Source organism: Stenotrophomonas sp. YJH_SMC_48-3 (assembly GCF_059369375.1).
Map to the genome: position 1 here is coordinate 339,952 of NZ_JCAFSQ010000005.1, position 15,690 is coordinate 355,641.

The 15,690-nt window shown below is 66.8% G+C and carries 16 protein-coding genes; 4 read left to right on the forward strand and 12 right to left on the reverse strand.

From position 1 onward, the window contains the following. Positions 1 to 9: 9 nt before the first annotated feature. From AC5P65_RS10815 to AC5P65_RS10865, 11 genes are all read right to left on the reverse strand, one after another. Positions 10 to 639: an ATPase gene (locus AC5P65_RS10815; protein ID WP_021202298.1), complete on the reverse strand. Its 630-nt coding sequence runs from the start codon at positions 637 to 639 to the stop codon at positions 10 to 12. 3 nt (positions 640 to 642) lie between these two features. Next, entirely contained in the window at positions 643 to 984 is a 342-nt protein-coding gene (locus tag AC5P65_RS10820) for a type II toxin-antitoxin system prevent-host-death family antitoxin (RefSeq protein WP_010485378.1), read from the reverse strand. Between the two features lie 71 nt (positions 985 to 1,055). Further along, positions 1,056 to 2,642, reverse strand: a complete 1,587-nt coding sequence (locus AC5P65_RS10825) for a PAS domain-containing protein (RefSeq protein ID WP_180832517.1) — start codon at positions 2,640 to 2,642, stop codon at positions 1,056 to 1,058. A gap of 9 nt (positions 2,643 to 2,651) precedes the next feature. After that, positions 2,652 to 3,056: a response regulator gene (locus AC5P65_RS10830; protein ID WP_019659844.1), complete on the reverse strand. Its 405-nt coding sequence runs from the start codon at positions 3,054 to 3,056 to the stop codon at positions 2,652 to 2,654. Between the two features lie 136 nt (positions 3,057 to 3,192). Then, positions 3,193 to 4,647 (reverse strand): porin family protein, encoded by a 1,455-nt coding sequence (locus AC5P65_RS10835; protein ID WP_111103256.1) that lies wholly within the window; start codon positions 4,645 to 4,647, stop codon positions 3,193 to 3,195. Between the two features lie 90 nt (positions 4,648 to 4,737). Then, positions 4,738 to 5,502 carry a Slam-dependent surface lipoprotein gene (locus AC5P65_RS10840; protein WP_019659846.1) on the reverse strand — a complete coding sequence of 255 codons (765 nt, stop codon included), beginning with the start codon at positions 5,500 to 5,502 and terminating at the stop codon, positions 4,738 to 4,740. 59 nt (positions 5,503 to 5,561) lie between these two features. Next, on the reverse strand, positions 5,562 to 6,317 hold the full coding sequence (locus AC5P65_RS10845; protein ID WP_180832519.1) for a Slam-dependent surface lipoprotein: 756 nt from the start codon (positions 6,315 to 6,317) through the stop codon (positions 5,562 to 5,564). 27 nt (positions 6,318 to 6,344) lie between these two features. Continuing rightward, the gene (locus tag AC5P65_RS10850) at positions 6,345 to 9,464 is read right to left on the reverse strand and encodes a TonB-dependent receptor (RefSeq protein WP_456115463.1); all 3,120 of its coding nucleotides are present in this window, start codon (positions 9,462 to 9,464) and stop codon (positions 6,345 to 6,347) included. Between the two features lie 182 nt (positions 9,465 to 9,646). Next, positions 9,647 to 10,603, reverse strand: coding sequence for a FecR family protein (locus AC5P65_RS10855; RefSeq protein ID WP_495215569.1), 957 nt, complete (start codon positions 10,601 to 10,603; stop codon positions 9,647 to 9,649). 85 nt (positions 10,604 to 10,688) lie between these two features. Then, positions 10,689 to 11,189, reverse strand: coding sequence for an RNA polymerase sigma factor (locus AC5P65_RS10860; protein ID WP_021202290.1), 501 nt, complete (start codon positions 11,187 to 11,189; stop codon positions 10,689 to 10,691). Positions 11,190 to 11,342: 153 nt separating this feature from the next. Further along, complete coding sequence (locus tag AC5P65_RS10865) at positions 11,343 to 12,269, reverse strand: LysR family transcriptional regulator (RefSeq protein WP_180832525.1); 927 nt, start codon at positions 12,267 to 12,269, stop codon at positions 11,343 to 11,345. A 150-nt stretch (positions 12,270 to 12,419) separates the two neighbouring features. Here AC5P65_RS10865 and AC5P65_RS10870 point away from each other — a divergent pair, with 150 nt between their 5' ends. The 4 genes from AC5P65_RS10870 to AC5P65_RS10885 all read left to right on the forward strand — a co-directional run bounded on the left by AC5P65_RS10870 (position 12,420) and on the right by AC5P65_RS10885 (position 15,217). Beyond that, positions 12,420 to 13,286 (forward strand): pirin family protein, encoded by an 867-nt coding sequence (locus AC5P65_RS10870; RefSeq protein WP_021202288.1) that lies wholly within the window; start codon positions 12,420 to 12,422, stop codon positions 13,284 to 13,286. Positions 13,287 to 13,358: 72 nt separating this feature from the next. Further along, entirely contained in the window at positions 13,359 to 14,039 is a 681-nt protein-coding gene (locus AC5P65_RS10875; protein ID WP_329866283.1) for a hydrolase, read from the forward strand. A 53-nt stretch (positions 14,040 to 14,092) separates the two neighbouring features. Further along, positions 14,093 to 14,734, forward strand: a complete 642-nt coding sequence (locus AC5P65_RS10880) for a hydrolase (protein WP_024956505.1) — start codon at positions 14,093 to 14,095, stop codon at positions 14,732 to 14,734. Between the two features lie 84 nt (positions 14,735 to 14,818). Further along, positions 14,819 to 15,217 (forward strand): OsmC family protein, encoded by a 399-nt coding sequence (locus AC5P65_RS10885; protein WP_021202286.1) that lies wholly within the window; start codon positions 14,819 to 14,821, stop codon positions 15,215 to 15,217. 61 nt (positions 15,218 to 15,278) lie between these two features. On the opposite strand, the gene AC5P65_RS10890 is transcribed toward AC5P65_RS10885, so the two are convergent. After that, entirely contained in the window at positions 15,279 to 15,608 is a 330-nt protein-coding gene (locus AC5P65_RS10890) for a hypothetical protein (RefSeq protein WP_005416760.1), read from the reverse strand. Positions 15,609 to 15,690: the final 82 nt, after the last annotated feature.

The following is a 15,690-nucleotide window of genomic DNA, read 5'->3' on the forward strand; positions in this document are numbered from 1 at the left end:
TACGCGCCCTCAATCGCGCGCAGCGTTCAACTCCATCGCACGCATCACGATGGGTTTGGCCCAGTCCGGCGTGTGAAGCAGCTCGGCCACCGAGGCCGGGTACTGCAGCTGGCCGTGCGCCATCGCCAGCACCGGCAGCGGCTCGACGCAGCCGTCGGCGCCGGCGGGAGCGCTGTTGTCGTAGACATGCAGCTCGGCCAGGTGTGGCAAGAGTTCCAGCAGGTTCTCGCGTGCCGAATCGAAGCGGGCGTGGATCTTCTCCACCGGAATGTCATGGCCGCCGGCGGCCACCCGCGCTGCAACACGGGCAATGTGCAGATCCACCGTGGCCAGGCCACAGAACCAGATCGCGACGTGATGGTGCTCGCAGGCCTCGCGCAGCAGGCGCGGAATGGTGTTGCCGCCCAGCGTGGTCTCGAAGGCGAAGTCCGTGCCATCGGCCATGGCCTGGCGCAGGCGGCGGGTGCCTTCCTGCCAGGCCTCGGCATTGGCGTCGGGCAGCGGCCAGCCCGCCTCTACCAGGCGGCGGGTGAACGAATCGGGGTTGAACCAGCCCAGCCCTTCGGCTTCCAGCCAGGTTCCCAGCAGCGAACTCTTGCCGGCGCCGTTGACGCCGGCCAGCACCAGGATCCGCCCCATCGGTCAGAGCGGACGGCCGAGGGTGACCTTGCGGCCGCGGCGGATCGGCTGGCCCAGCACCTTGCCCAGCCCCTCACCGCGCTGCAGGCCAGCCAGGGTCTGGTCGAATTCGCCGCGCAGGCGCAGCAGTTCTTCACTGCGCTCACCGGCATCGCTGCCGGCAGCCTTGGCCAACAGCTCCTGGTAGGTGCGGATATCCACGATCACCGCTTCGGGGTGGTTGTGGTTGGTGATGACCAGCGCCTGCTTCTCACGCACGGTACGCATCAGGCTCGGCCAGCCCCGGGTCTTCACAGACGAGGCCGGAGCCTTCTCAAGTCCAGGCAGATCCAGTGGCAGGGTCATGGCACGGCTCCAGGCAGAAGTGGATAATGTCCACTATACCCAATTTGGCCAAATTGGATATAAATGCCGTTTCACGCGCCGGAGCCGGTCTGTGGCGCATCGGTCTGCAGCAGGCTGTCACGCTCGCGCAGTGGGAAGCGGATCCAGGCATCCAGCCCCTGCGGATCGAAGTGCAGTTCACCACTGCCGGCCAGCTCATAGGGCACGCGCTGCTCGATCAGCGCACGGCCCAGGCCGCGCTGGCGCGGCAGCTCCCAGTCTTCCACGGCGGCATGGCGTTCACACCAGTGCAGGCCCAGCCATGGCTGTCCGTCCTGCACCTGCAGGTGCCAGGACACGTCGATCCGGCCATCCTCATGGGTCAGCGCACCATGCCGCAGGGCGTTGGTCGCCAATTCGTGGATCGCCAGGGACAGCACTTCGGCCGCCTTCGGTGGCAGCAGCACATCCTCGCCCTGCAGGCGATAGGCGGCAGTGACCGGCGTCTGCGCTGCGATCTCCTCATCGAGCATGCCACGCAGGCAGACCCCGGCATTGGCGCCACGGGTAAGCAGGCTCTGCGTGCGCGCCAGCGACATCAATCGTCCGCACAACCGTTCCGCGTAATCATCCACACTGCTGACCGACTCACGGGTCCGCCAGGCAATGGCATGGATGGTCGACATGATGTTGCGCACCCGGTGCTGCAGTTCGGCCAGCAGTACCGATTGGCGCTCGGTGGCACGCTTGAGATCGTCGATGTCCACAGCGATGGCGAATACGCCCGTCACCTCGCCGTCTGCATCGCGCAGCGGCGCGGCGGCCACACGGGTCCAGCGCGCGCGCCCGTCGTCATGCTTGAACTGGAACTCCAGCCCGGGCACTACCGTCTCACCGCGCAAGGCCCTGGCTATGGCGAAATCCCTGGGTTCGATGCGCGAGCCGTCGGGGTGCCATCCCTGCCAGCGGTGGTGGTTGGGCAGATCCGTGGAGGGCACCTTGCCGGTGGGAAGGTAGGTGCGCATCTGGTCGTTGGAGAGCTGCAGGCACCCCTCGGCATCGACGATGCAGACGCCCACCGGCAGTACCTTGAAGGCCAATGCCAGGCGGCGGTCCGCCTCCCGCCGCTTCTGCTCTTCGCGTTCGCGGGCCGACTGGGCCACATGCGCCGCCGTCGTCTCGAACATGGTGACCAGCACGCCGCTGACGCGCCCCTCTTCGCCACGGATGGGGCTGTAGGTAATGGTGAACCACACATCCTCCAACCGCCCGCGGCGCGCGAGGGGATAGAGTTTGTCCTCGTAAGTGATGGTTTCGCCCTGCCAGACGCGCTGGTAGATCGGCCCGTTGATATGCCACACCTCGGGCCAGCATTCACGGGTCGGCTGGCCGAGTCCGCCGGGATGCTTGTCGGCCAGGATCTCGGCATAGCCATCGTTGTAGAGCTGCACCAGCTGCTCGCCCCACAGCACGATCATCGGGAAACCATGCGCCAGCATCAGGTCGACGGTGGCGCGCAGGTGTGGCGGCCACCGCTCATACGCTCCCAGCGGCGTGGATGACCAGTCATGGCGGGCGATGCGCGCAGCCATGCCATCGTGGCGCCCGTGCGGGTGCGCTGCAGGTGGCATGCCGCCACGCAGCTCGGTGGCGCGGACGCCTTCAGGACGGCGCGACATGCCGCGCGATCAGGCGATGCCCGCAGAGACCTGCGGCGTCGCCACCAGCCCGGCCAGCTGCTGCACCAGGGCTTCAATGTGATACGGCTTGGTACAGCGCGGCGCGCTGGCGAAGCGGCTTGGCAGGTTGTCGTCGTAGCCGGAGGTCAGCAGGAACGGGGTGCCGGCCTCGGCCAGCCGGTCGGCCAACGGATAGACCTGTTCGCCGCCCAGATTGATGTCCAGCAGCGCCACATCGATGGGATGGGTATCGACCAGCTGCCCCAACGCCTGCAGGTCACCGGCAGGCCCCACCACCTGTGCGCCTTTCAGCTCCAGATAGTCGACCAGGAACATCGCGATGGCGAATTCATCCTCCGCCACCAGTACACGCAGCCCTTTCAGGCCCTCTGGTTTGTTGCCCGCTTCCAGCACGACCGGCGCTCCTCGATACACGCGGCCCACCTCTGCCGCAACGCCCGCAGGATGCGCGAACCGGGCTACAAGAGCGCGTGATGATGGATGAAGGTCGCGGCCACGGCGCGTTCACCGCGGCATTGCAACGCCGCGTTCAGAAGGCCCGTTCCCACTTCAGGCTGAGCAGGCTGCGGTCGTGGCTGTACAGCCAGCCGACGTTGCTGTCGATGCGCGCGTGGCGCAGGCTCAGGCTGGGTACCAGCCCGGCCACGGCCAGGCGCTCGCTGCGGACGATGGCGATCAGGTTCTGTTCGTCGTCCTGCCTGCGCGCCTCCAGCAACGGACTCCAGGCGTCGTAGTCGCGGTGGCGCAGCGACACGAATACGGTGGCGGTGGTGCCCGTCCACTGGCGCGCCGCCCCCAGGCGCAGGCCATGCTGGCGGTAACCGTTGGCCGGGTCGGCGGCGCTGCTGCCAGTGACATCCAGCCCGGCGAAGACCGTCCAGCGCGGGTTGAGCGCGCGGAACCAGGTGGCATACGCCGATGCCAGCTCGCCGTCGTAGTTGCTGGCCAGGCCCTGCTGGCGATAGCGCTGGCGCTTCCAGTCGGCCTCCAGCTTGAGCAGGCTGCGCGCGTCCAGGGCGTACTGCCATTCCGCGTGCACGCCACTGCCGCCCTGCAGCGCCTGGTTACCCAGGCCCTGGTAGTCATGGCTGGGGGCGAGCAGCACGGTCTGCCGCGCGCTGCGCCAGCTGTAACCCACCTGTACGTTGGCATTGAGCTCGTTGTACGCACTGTGCCCGCGCCATGTCTGACCAAAGGCGAGACCGCGCACGTACAGCCCATGATGCCCGCTGAGCACCCAGCGCCGTTCCAGGCTGGCGTCGTAGTCAAGACCCGGCGCGCGCTGGGCGTCGGGCAGCTTCCGTTCGATGATGCAGGCGTCGCCCACGCCGAACAGGCAGGTGCGGCTGGCCGAGCTGCGGTTGATGTTGTCACTCCATGCCGGGCCGGCGGACAGCGCGCCTTTCCAGCGCTGGCGCGCGTGCAGGGCACCCAGGTAGCCGTCCACGCGCGCGCGGACGCCGGCCGTGGCCGGATCATCGGCATTGATGCCTGCAGCGATGGCCGTGAACAGCGCGACCGCATCGCGATCGCGCTGATCTTCCGCATAGACACGCGCCAGCTCGAGGCGGGCTGGCAGAAAATCCGGCTGCGCAGCCAGCAGGGCTTCGTACTCCTTCGCCGCGCGACGATGGTTGCCGGCCACCCGTGCCAGCGCTCCCTGCGCATGGTGGCGCAGCAGGGGGTCATGCCCAGGCAGTTCGATGTACTCGTCGAGAAACGCAGCGGCGGCCTGCCATTGCTGATGCTGCAGAGACAGGTAGAGAGCCTGGCCCAGATCATCGACGGTGCGCTCCACGCGCAGCGTCTGGCCGTCGATGGTGATGGTTGGCCGCTCCGACTCGGCCTGCTGCAGGCGCTGCTGGTCCTGCTGCTGGTGGCGCAGCTCAGTGCCCTGTTCAAGCACGCGTCGAAGATCGTCCTGCTGGGCGCACACCTCGGTGGCGGCCAACAGCAGTACGACAAGGAAGATGGAATGGCGCATGGTCGATCCGTGGTGATGCATGCAGCGGGCCGAAGCAGGGACTGGCGGATCGCGGCTTGTCCCTGCCCTGCCCCGTCAGGGGCGTGGCGATCAGTTCTTGCTGCCGCCGAAGGCGGTGTCGTACTGGCTGTTGCCGCTGAAGGTGGCGATACCGGCCAGGGTGGCCGCGTTGGCGCCGAAGAACTGGCCCTGGGTGGTGCCGGCAACGCTGCCGTTGGCGGTGGCGGTGCCGGCGAACGAGGCGTTGGCGCTGTTGATGTTGGCGTTGACGTTGATCGACAGGCCGCCACCGCTCAGGCCACCGAGCAGGGTGCCATTGCCGAAGTTGGCGCGGAACGTACCCGACAGCAGGTTGCTGCCATTGAACTTGTTCAGGCCTGCCACGCTGTAGGTGGCCACGCCGGCCGGCAGCGTGGTGCCGGCACGGTCACCGACGAAATAGACCTGGCGGTTGTTGAAGCCACCAGCGGCGCCATCCTTGGACCACTCGCCGAACCACACATCGCCGCTGCCGACCTTCACGAAGTTGAAGTGGCCCATGCCGGAATGGCTGCCAGGGGTACCGGTGATCGGCATGGCCAGCGTGCGTACGGTGACACCATTGACGGTGGTCGGGGCCGAGTAGGCCGCCAGGCCCTGGAAATCGACCGGCTTGGCATTGGACACGGTGCCAACGCCGATACCGGCCTTGCCGGCCGAGTGCGGGCCGCCGTTGACTTCCGACGCACCCACCTTGACGTACAGCTGCGCATCGGTCGCCGGGCTGGCAGCGCCGACGATGTCGGCCGCCTGCGCAGTGCCGGCCAGGGCCAGTGCAGCGGCGACGGCCAACAGGGAACGGTTGATCATTTTCATGGTATTGCTCCTTGGGTTGAGGGAACTACGGGTACAACACAGAAAGGAACGGCGGCTGATCAGTTGCGCTGACCGCCGAAGGACGTATCGAACTGGCTGTTGCCGGCAAAGGTTGCGATGCCGGTCACCGCACTGGCACCGGCGCCGAAGAACTGGCCGCTGCTGGTACCGATGATCGAACCATTGGCGATGGCCGAACCGCTGAACGCACCGGTGGCGCGATCCAGCGTGCCGCTCGCGGCGAGCCTGTATCCGGTCCCGACCAGGCCGGCGGTGACGGTGCCGGTATCGAAATTCGCCCGCAGTGCACCTTCCAGCACGCCGCTGCCATCAAAGCGGTTGATGCCAGCCAAGGTGTAGGTCACGATGCCTGCTGGCAGCGAAGTACCGGCACGGTCACCGACGAAGAACACCTGGCGGTGATTGAAGCCCGCCTGCGCGCCGCTGGATGACCATTCACCGAACCAGACATCTGCATTGCCCACCTGCACGAAGCTGAAGTGGCCCACGCCAGCGGTGGCGAACGGCAGGCCTGCGTCCGGGCCCAGCGTGCGGACCGTGGTTGCGCCACGCACCACCGTGGTGGCGTAGGGCACAAGGCTGGCCACGTCCACTCGCGCCGCGTTGGCATACGGCCCCAACGAAATGCCTGCGCGACCGGAACGGTGCGGACCGGCATTGAGTGTCGATTCGCCTGCGTTGATGTAATGGACGCCGTCCTGGGCCGGGCTCTGCCCGCCAGCGATGTCGGCAGCCAAGACCGGCATGGAAGCCAGCAGGCCGATCGAAAGTACAAGGGTGCGGGGCTGTTTCACGGTTGATTCTCCCTGTCGAATGCGGACTCAGAAGCGTGCGGTGATGCCAAGCTTGATCGTGCGGCCCGGTGCCGGAAGCGTTGAGCGTGTTGCCGGGTCGACGTAATAGCGGTTGCCGAGATTGCTGCCGACCAGCTCGACGCTGGCGTGCTGGTTGAAACGCCAGCGGGCGTAGGCATCCACCGTGGTGATGTTTCCCCAGGTGAAGGGCACGTTCTGCCAGAGCAGGCTGCTGCCCCCGGCGATCAGGCGGTCGCGGTAGGCCTGCAGGTCCGGATTGTCGTGCCGCTGGTAGTGCACGATGCGGCTGCCCAGCTCCAGGCGCTCATCGAACAGGCGGGTGCCGAGTGACCAGTTCACCGACAGCTTCGGCGTGGCCTGGGTCAGCAGATAGCCGCTGACGAAGCCGTCCTGGACGCAGTTGGGCACCCGCCCCTGGTCCGCATCCAGCCGTACCGCCGAGCTTTCGTCGCAGACTTCGTTTTCAAGGATGCGGCTGATGCCCAGATCGGTGAAGAAGCGCCGGTTGTCGAAGCGCGCCTGCAGCTCGATGCCGCGGATGGTCTGCTTGTCGATGTTGTCGAACATGAAGTACGCATCACGCTCGATGACATTGCGGGTCTTGTGCACGTAGTAGGCCAGCTTGACGTCGGCATCGGCGGTGTTGCCGAACAGCCCGGAAAGGTTGTGCACGTACCCCAGCTCGTAGTTGTAGGCATGCTCCGGCTTGAGTGGATACAGCGGATTGAGGCTGCTGGAGAACGCAATGGTGCTTTCGAACATGCTGGGGAAGCGCACCGCCTCGCTGTAGCGCAGATAGGCACGAGCGGCCGGCGAGAAACGCACCGTCGCCGAGAACGTCGGCAACCAGGCGTGATCGCGGTGCCGTTCGTTGCGCCCGGCCACCGACTGCATCGCCCCGCCCCCGATCCTGCAGCGGATGTCGGTGCCGAGGACCATCGGCAGCAGCCCGGGGATGGCGGCGACCTGGCCGTTGAGGCAGGGATTGGTGGCTCGGCTGTAGTTACCGTTTGCATCGGGCAACCAGGGAATGCCGTGCTGGACCTCCCTGGGTGTCTCGTACTTGCGCAGCAGGTCGGCCAGCGACTGATCGACGATCCAGCCCATGCCGATGCTGTCCCAGAATTCCCGCTCACTCTCGAGTGCGTCGATCTCGCCCTGCAGGCTGTCCGGCCGCGGCGGCAGTTCATTCACCCGGTACTGCGCTTCGCGCGGCACGATCGAGGTCGTCTGCAGTTCCGGGTGGGCCTGCAGGAAGTCGTCGAACGCCCAGTAACGGCTGTAACGCACGCCGGCATTGAGGGTCAGGAAGTCGACCGGACGCCATTCCAGAGTGAGGTAGCCCTCGCCCTCCTGGCGACGGCCGGCACGCGGGTACATGCGCCAGCCGTCGGACGGGCCGAAATACGGGTCGCGCGAACCGAGCTTCTCGTATTGCCAGTTGCCGCCCACGGTCAGGTCCAGGGTCGAATGCAGGGCGAAGCGGTTGCTCAGGGTCAGGCCGGTCCGGTCGTTGCTCGCATTTGCCAGCGCGGTGTTGCGCAGAATCGGGCTGGCGCCGGCATTCCAGTCCGGATTGCCCGGGGCGAAGTTCGGAAAGCCGCCTGCGGTGTAGGTATCGCTGTCCGTCTCTGTGCGCCACAGGTTGGCGTAGAGGTCCAGCCAGCGGCTGCCGGCCGGCTGGAAGCGGTACTCCAGGTTCCAGGCATCGGACGCAACCCGGCTGAGTGGCCACTGGATGCGCCCATAGTCCGGCGCGGACAGGATGCGCGACGGCATGATCTCGCCATAGTGCGACAGCGTTCGCCGCCAGGTCGCCTTCAACCGCTGGTCATCGTTGATCTGCCAGCTGCCCTTGACCAGCCAGGACTCCTGTTCGCTGGAAGTATTGGGCACTTCGTCGCCGGGCTTGAAGTAGCGCGCCAGCGTGGTGATGTAGTCGATGCCATGGTACTCGAACTGCTCGCGCCGGTCCTGGTCGTAGTAGGCGTTGCCCCGGGTCCCGGAGAAGTAGTTGCCGCGCTTGCGCCAGGCGTAGGCGGCCATCAGGTCGACGTTGTCGCCACGCACGCCCAGCGCCAGGCGCCAGGCCTGGTCCTCGCCATCGAAGGGGTTGTTGCCACTGCGCGACTTCACCGGCACCACCAGGGTGCGGTCGTCGTAGGGCGAGTTCGGCGAGCCCTGCGGGAACCCCGGCACGGTGCGGTAATCCTCGCCGGTGTGCAGCCGCGGCAGGCGTGGCGCCACCGCATTGCTGCTGCCTTCGATCTTCAGCTCCCCGCCGAAGCGCTCACCCGTTTCCACGATGTCATCGACGTCGATGGTCTTGATCACCAGCGCGCCACCGATCCCGCTGTGCACATCGCGCACCAGCCCTGGCCCCTTGATGACCTGGATGCCACCCATCAGGTTGGGATCGATGTAATTGCGGTTGCTGACGCCGTTGTAGCCGCGCCAGACCGTGAGCGCCTGTTCGCCACCGTCGATGCTGACCGGCACCCGCCCCGGGCCCTGGATGCCGCGGATGTTGATGTCCAGTGCGCCGCTGTTGCGCGCATCGCCACTGAACACACCGACCAGATCCTTGACCACGTCGGCCGGGTTGGAGCCGCGGTAGCGCTCCACCCGGTCGCGCCCCGAATACGCCGTGGTCAGGTCCAGCGCGAACACATCATCGTAGCCGCGCCGATCACGCGCCTCGCCCCCTTCCGACTGCAGGCGACCGGCCACGTCCAGAGTCTCGGTTACCCGCACCCCTTCCCCTTCACCCGCCTCCACTGCGGCCCGCAGGCTCCAGGTGCCGTCCATGCCGCGCTGTGCGCGCACGCCACTCCCGCGCAACAGCTGCTGCAACGCCTGCATCTGGCTGTACTCGCCTTTCACCGCACTGGAGCGGCGGCCCTCCACCAGGTCACTGCGGAACACCACCTGCACATCGGCCTGGCGGCCAAAGGCACGCACAGCGTCGGCCAGGGGCTGTTCCGGAATCGTGTACTGGCGCAACGGCGCGACGACCGCCGGTTGCGCCTGCACGCCCGGCGCCCAGGCCAGCGGCAGCAATGCAGTGGAGATGGCCAGGGCCAGGGCGGTGACGCGACGATGACAGGCGGATGCCGTGGACGGCATGGACAGGAACTCCTCAAGCGTGGCGGAACCACGGGCACATCCGGTGCCGGTGGCATGTCTGGCTTGAGGAGAAACGGTGTTTCGCTCTGGCTATACCTCTATAGACAGGGCGATGTGGCGATTGCCCACGGTTTTTTCATGTTTTTTTTATGCGACCGGTTCATCCGGGCATTGCGCGAGCCTCACCACACCACCAGCGCGCCGCCGGGCAAGCGCTGCACACGCAGCCCTGCCTGCGCGGCCACCGCATCGATGGCGGCCTCCGGTTGCTGCAGATGGAACAGACCACTGACCCGTAAGTCCGCGCCCTGCCCGCCCAGTACCCAGACCGGTGCACGACGGTAGCGCGCGAGATCAGCGATGGCCTGCGCGGCCGGCTGATCGTCGATCACTACCTCGCCACGCCGCCACGGCGCCATCGTCTCGAGATCTTCCAGCTGCACCGGCCGCAGCCAGCGACCGTCACGGAACACCCGTGCCTGCCCGGCATGCAGGCGCTGCACGCTTCCATCGCCTGGGCGCACATCGACCACGCCCTCGCTGACCTGAGTCACGACCGTGGTGTCCCGCAGCGACACGCTGAAGGCGGTGCCGATGTCACGGATCTGGCCACCGCCGGCCTCGACCTGGAACGGTCGCTGTTCATGCACCACCTGGAACCAGGCCTGGCCGCGCAGCAGGCGCAGGTGCCGCCGCTGACCATCGAACTCAACCGCCAATGCGGTGCCCGCATCGAGTACGGCGGTGCTGCCGTCCTCCAGCTGCACCACGCGCGGTGCATCGCTGCTGCGCAGGTCACTGCGTGCCAGCAGCAACGCCTGCGGTGCGGCCGCGACCACCAGTACCACGGCGGCGGTACTGGCCAACAGCCACGGCAGGCGGCGGCGCGGTGCGATCGGGCGCCACCCTTCGCGATCAGCCGTCAGCCCTGGCAGCGCGGCCAGCACCTCTGGCCCGGCGGCATCCAAGCCCTGCCAGAAGGCCTGCTGCTGGCGCCAGGCCAGCGCATGGCAAGGGTCGGCCTGCAGCCAGCGCTGCAGGGTTCGTTGCTGACGTTCCGGCAGCGGGCCTGCACTGCACCGGATCACCCAGCGCAACGCCTGCCTGGCCTGACGCGGCGAGGGTTCGGACGTGTTCATGGTTGTGGCCTGCCGCACCACGAACGGGTGCGCCTTCCTGTTGTGACAACGGCGGGCGCGATCTGCCCACGGCAATCGCAGCTCATCAATGCACTCCCTGCTGATGCTGCTGGATCAACAGCGCCGCCCGCAGCACATTCTTGCCGACCAGGCTCTTGGAAATACCCAGCCTGGCGGCGATCTCGCGCTCGCTCAGGCCCAGGTAGCGGTTGAGCACGAAGCACTCACGCACCTGGGCCGGCAGCGCGAGGATGGTATGGGTGATCTCGCGCAGCTGCGCCTGGTCCAGCGCCTGCGCCTCGCCATCGCGGCTGGCCTCGGCCATGTCGAGGGCGTACTCGGCCATCGCACGCCGCTCGCGGGCGTCGGACTTGCTGCGGTTGAGCGCGTGGTGGTAGGCCATCCGGTACAGATAGCCGCGCGGCTCGAGGATGGGCGGATCGCCGGGCACGCTGCTGGCCTTCAGGTACAGGTTCTGCAGGGTGTCCTCGGTACTGGCCGGGTCGAGATAGCGCGCGATGAAGCGAGACAACGCACGGCGCTCGCGGATCAGCAGCTCGACCAGCGCCAGGGCATTGGGAGACATAGGTGCCAAGGCCGGACCGGGGAATGATGGGCGTGATGGCGACGGTCCGGACGTGGATTGTGGGCTGCGCAGCCGCAGGCGGCAAGCCGCACCCCAAACCATCATCCACGCATGGCAGGTTCAGTAGATCCACGCCATGCGTGGATGGAAGACCTAGGGCTCGTCCAACGCATCGAAACGCTCGGCGAGGTAGTCGATCAACGCACGCACCGCTGGCAGCAGCCCCCGCCGCGACGGGAACACCGCATGCACGATGCCGTGCCTCGGCACCCACTCCTGCAGCACCGGCACCAGCGCGCCACTGGCCAACTCATCGGTGATCATCATCCGCGGCAGCATCAACAGCCCGACCCCGGCCACCGCGGCTGCGCGCAACGCGATCATGTCATCGCTGACCAGCCGCGGGCGATGGTGCACGCTGGCCAGCACATCGTCCGGCCCGGTGTATTCCCAGACATGCTGCTGGCTGGGCGACGCCAAATCGACGGTCGGCATCATCGCCAGATCGGTCGGCACCTGCGGCGCGCCCAGCCGCTGCAACAGCGCCGGGCTGGCACTGGTGCACCAGACCCGGCGCGCCAGCACGCGTACCACCAGGTCACTGTCCTCCAGCGGCGGCGGTCGCACGCGGATCGCCACGTCCACACCCTCGCCCACCACGTCGACGCGCCGGTTGGTGGCCTCCAGCTGCACCGTCACCTGCGGGTGCAGGGCGAGGAAATCGGCCAACATCGTGCCGATGCGTGCATGCAGGATCGCGATCGGGCACGCCAGGCGGATCGTGCCGCGCGGCTCGGCGCGTGACATCGCAATTGCTTCTTCGGCCGCTTCGGCCTCGACCAGCATGGCCTTGCAATGGCGGTAGTAGTCCTGGCCGACCTCGGTGACCGAGAAGCGCCGGGTCGAACGCTGGATCAGGCGCACGCCCAACCGTTCCTCCAGCAGCGCGATACGCCGGCTCAGTTTCGACTTCGGCATGGCCAGCGCCCGGCCTGCCTGCGAGAAGCCGCCGTGCTCGATCACCATGGCGAAGTAGAACAGGTCGTTGAGGTCACAACGGCGGATATCTGCGATGAACACGGGGCGATCTCCTGCGGCCCACGGCCTGCGACCATTGTTCACCAGATAGGACTATGACGGCAAATATTGGCGCCTACCGGCCTCATTGTCGCGGCGATATCGTCTTCGCAACGAAGAACAGCGGCCGGCAGCCCCGGCCAGGAGATCGCCATGAAGCGTGTCACCGGTACCTACAGCGCCCCCCGCCCGCACTGGGTGGGCGACGGATTCCCCGCCCGTTCGATGTTTTCCTACAACACCCACGGCCAGCACCTGAGCCCGTTCCTGCTGCTGGACTATGCCGGCCCCTACACCTTCGCTCCCAGCGATACCCCGCGTGGCGTTGGCCAGCATCCGCATCGCGGTTTCGAGACCGTCACCATCGTCTATGAAGGTGAGGTCGCCCACCGCGATTCAACCGGGGCCGGCGGCACCATCGGCCCGGGTGACGTGCAGTGGATGACCGCTGCCTCCGGCATCCTCCACGAGGAATTCCACACGCCGGAATTCAGCAAACGCGGCGGCACGCTGGACATGGTCCAGCTGTGGGTGAACCTGCCGGCGCGCGACAAGATGGGGTTACCGGGCTACCAGACCCTGCTCGACGCACAGATCCCCTCGGTGGATCTGCCCGATGGTGCCGGCCGCGTGCGTGTCATCGCCGGCCGCTTCGACGGTCATGCCGGCCCGGCGCGTACCCACACGCCGATGGATGTCTGGGACATCCGCCTGCGGCAGGGCCACCACGCCGAACTGCCGGTGGCCGATGGCCGCACGCTGGCGCTGGTGGTGCTGAAGGGCTCGGTGCGGATCAACGGCGGCCAGCCGGTCGGCGAGGCACAGCTGGTCACCTTCGACCGCAGCGGCGAGGACGTGTTCGTCGACGCCGACAGCGACGCCACCGTGCTGCTGCTCAGCGGTGAACCGATCGACGAGCCGGTGGTGGGCTATGGCCCGTTCGTGATGAACAGCCAGGCCGAGATCGCGCAGGCGGTCAACGACTTCAACAGCGGCCGCTTCGGCCAGATCGCGCACTGATCGTTTCAATGCTGCGGGTATTGGCCCGCCGCACCTTCCGGGCCATCGCCCACCTTCTCCAGGAGACTGACCATGAGTACCCCCGGCAACTTCAACGGTGCCCGCCCGGTGATCGATCCGGACAACGCCGCGATGCTGCTGATCGACCATCAGAGCGGCCTGTTCCAGACCATCGGTGACATGCCGTTCACCAGCGTGCGCGCCCACGCCACCGCACGGGCCAGGATGGCCACGCTGGCAAAGATGCCGGTGATCACCACCGCCTCTGTTCCGCAGGGCCCGAACGGCCCGCTGATCCCGGAGATCCACGACGCAGCCCCGCATGCCCAGTACGTGCCGCGCAAGGGTGAGATCAACGCTTGGGACAACCCGGAATTCGTTGCCGCAGTGAAGGCCACCGGCCGCAAGCAGCTGATCATTGCCGGCACCATCACCAGCGTGTGCATGGCCTTCCCGTCAATCGCCGCCGTTGCCGATGGCTACCAGGTGTTCGCAGTCATCGACGCGTCCGGCACCTATTCGAAGATGGCCGAGGAGATCACCCTGGCCCGCGTGGTGCAGGCCGGCGTGGTACCGATGGACACCGCCGCGGTGGCCTCGGAGATCCAGCGCACCTGGAACCGCGACGATGCCCAGCAATGGGCCGAGGTCTACACGAAGACCTTCCCGAACTACCAGTTGCTGATCGAAAGCTACCTGAAGGCGCAGGAGGTGCAGAAGAGCCACGAACCGTTGGATTCTCAACGCAGCTGAGCTGTCCCGGTGCCGGCCGACCGCCGGCACTTCCCCGAACCAGGAGACCCATCATGTCCAGTGAACCGATCCGCGACCCGGTCAGCGACCACCTGCTGACCCCGCAGAATTCCGCCTTCATCATCATCGACTACCAGCCGGTGCAGGTGAACTCCATCGCCTCGATGGACCGCCAGCTGCTGGTCAACAACATCGTCGGCACCGCCAAGGCCGCCGTCGCCTATGGATTGCCGATCGTGCATTCGACGGTGAACGTCAAGACCGGCCTGAACAAACCGCCGATTCCGCAGCTGCGCAAGGTGCTGGGCGACTATCCCACCTACGACCGCACCACCATCAACTCCTGGGAGGACGTCGAGTTCCGCAAGGCGGTGGAAGCCACCGGACGCCGCAAGCTGATCATGACCGCGCTGTGGACCGAGGCCTGCCTGACCTTCCCGGCGCTGGATGCGTTGAAGGAAGGTTATGAGGTGTATGTGGTGGTCGACGCCGTCGGCGGTACCTCGCTGGCCGCGCACGATGCCGCGCTGCGCCGAATCGAACAGGCCGGTGGCCAGTTGATCAGCGTGCCGCAGCTGTTCTGCGAGCTGCAGCGCGACTGGGCACGTTCGGAAACGGTGCCGGCCTTCATGAACCTCTTCATTGAAACCGGCGGTACGGCGGGCATCCAGTTCTCGTACGATCGTACCGAGTGATTGCGTGGCGGCGCCGACCCTGGCTGGCGCCGCCCTTGGGAACGGTCGAGCATGGCTCGACGCTATAGACAGATGGAGAACGTGATGGCCTACGCACGCATTGTTTCGACCGCCGACAACTACCTGCACCACATCAGCAACGGCACATTCGATGTGGATGCGGACGAGCCTGCCTCGCTGGGCGGCCAGGGCAAGGGCTTCGCACCGTTCGACCTGTACCTGGCCTCGCTGGCGGCCTGCACCGCCATCACCCTGCGCATGTATGCGCAGCGCAAGGGCTGGGAACTGGGCGAGTTCCATGCCGAGCTGCGCTCGGAACGTGACGCGGATGGACGCTTCCACGTGCACCGCGTGCTGCATGCCAGCGCCGCGCTGAGCGATGCGCAGTGGCAGCGGTTGCTGGAGGTGGTGGAAAAGACCCCGGTGACCCTGGTGATGCGCGAAGGTGCACGCATCACCAGTGAGCGTGGGGCCGCAGCGTAGCCCCATCCACGCATGGCGTGGATCTACAGACGACGCTAGCCGGGCATGGCCCGGCGGCCGCTCAGCGCCGTGAATGCAGCACGGTGCGCTGGCGCATCGCGTTGAATTCCTGCTCCACCTGCTGGATATCCTCGGCCTGGAACCCGGCCGCGTCCAACAGCTGGTCGGCGGCGGCCGCCGCCAGCGGATCGTCGTCACGCTGGCGCCAGCAGCGCGCCGGCAGGAAGTAACCCACTTCGCTGCGCCCGCGCATGATCACCACCGGCCGGCCTGCATACAGCAGGAACTCCGCCAAGTGCTGGCGCAGCCCCTCCACCGAGACATAGGCCGGCCCGATGCCCAGCGATCGACTGGACGGTTCGGAACTTTCAAACAGCTTGCGACGGCTCATCCACTCCTCCATATGTGCAACGCGTGGTCTCCTTTCCCTAGACGGGCGCATCACTGCGCCCCCGCCACGCACTACCTGATCC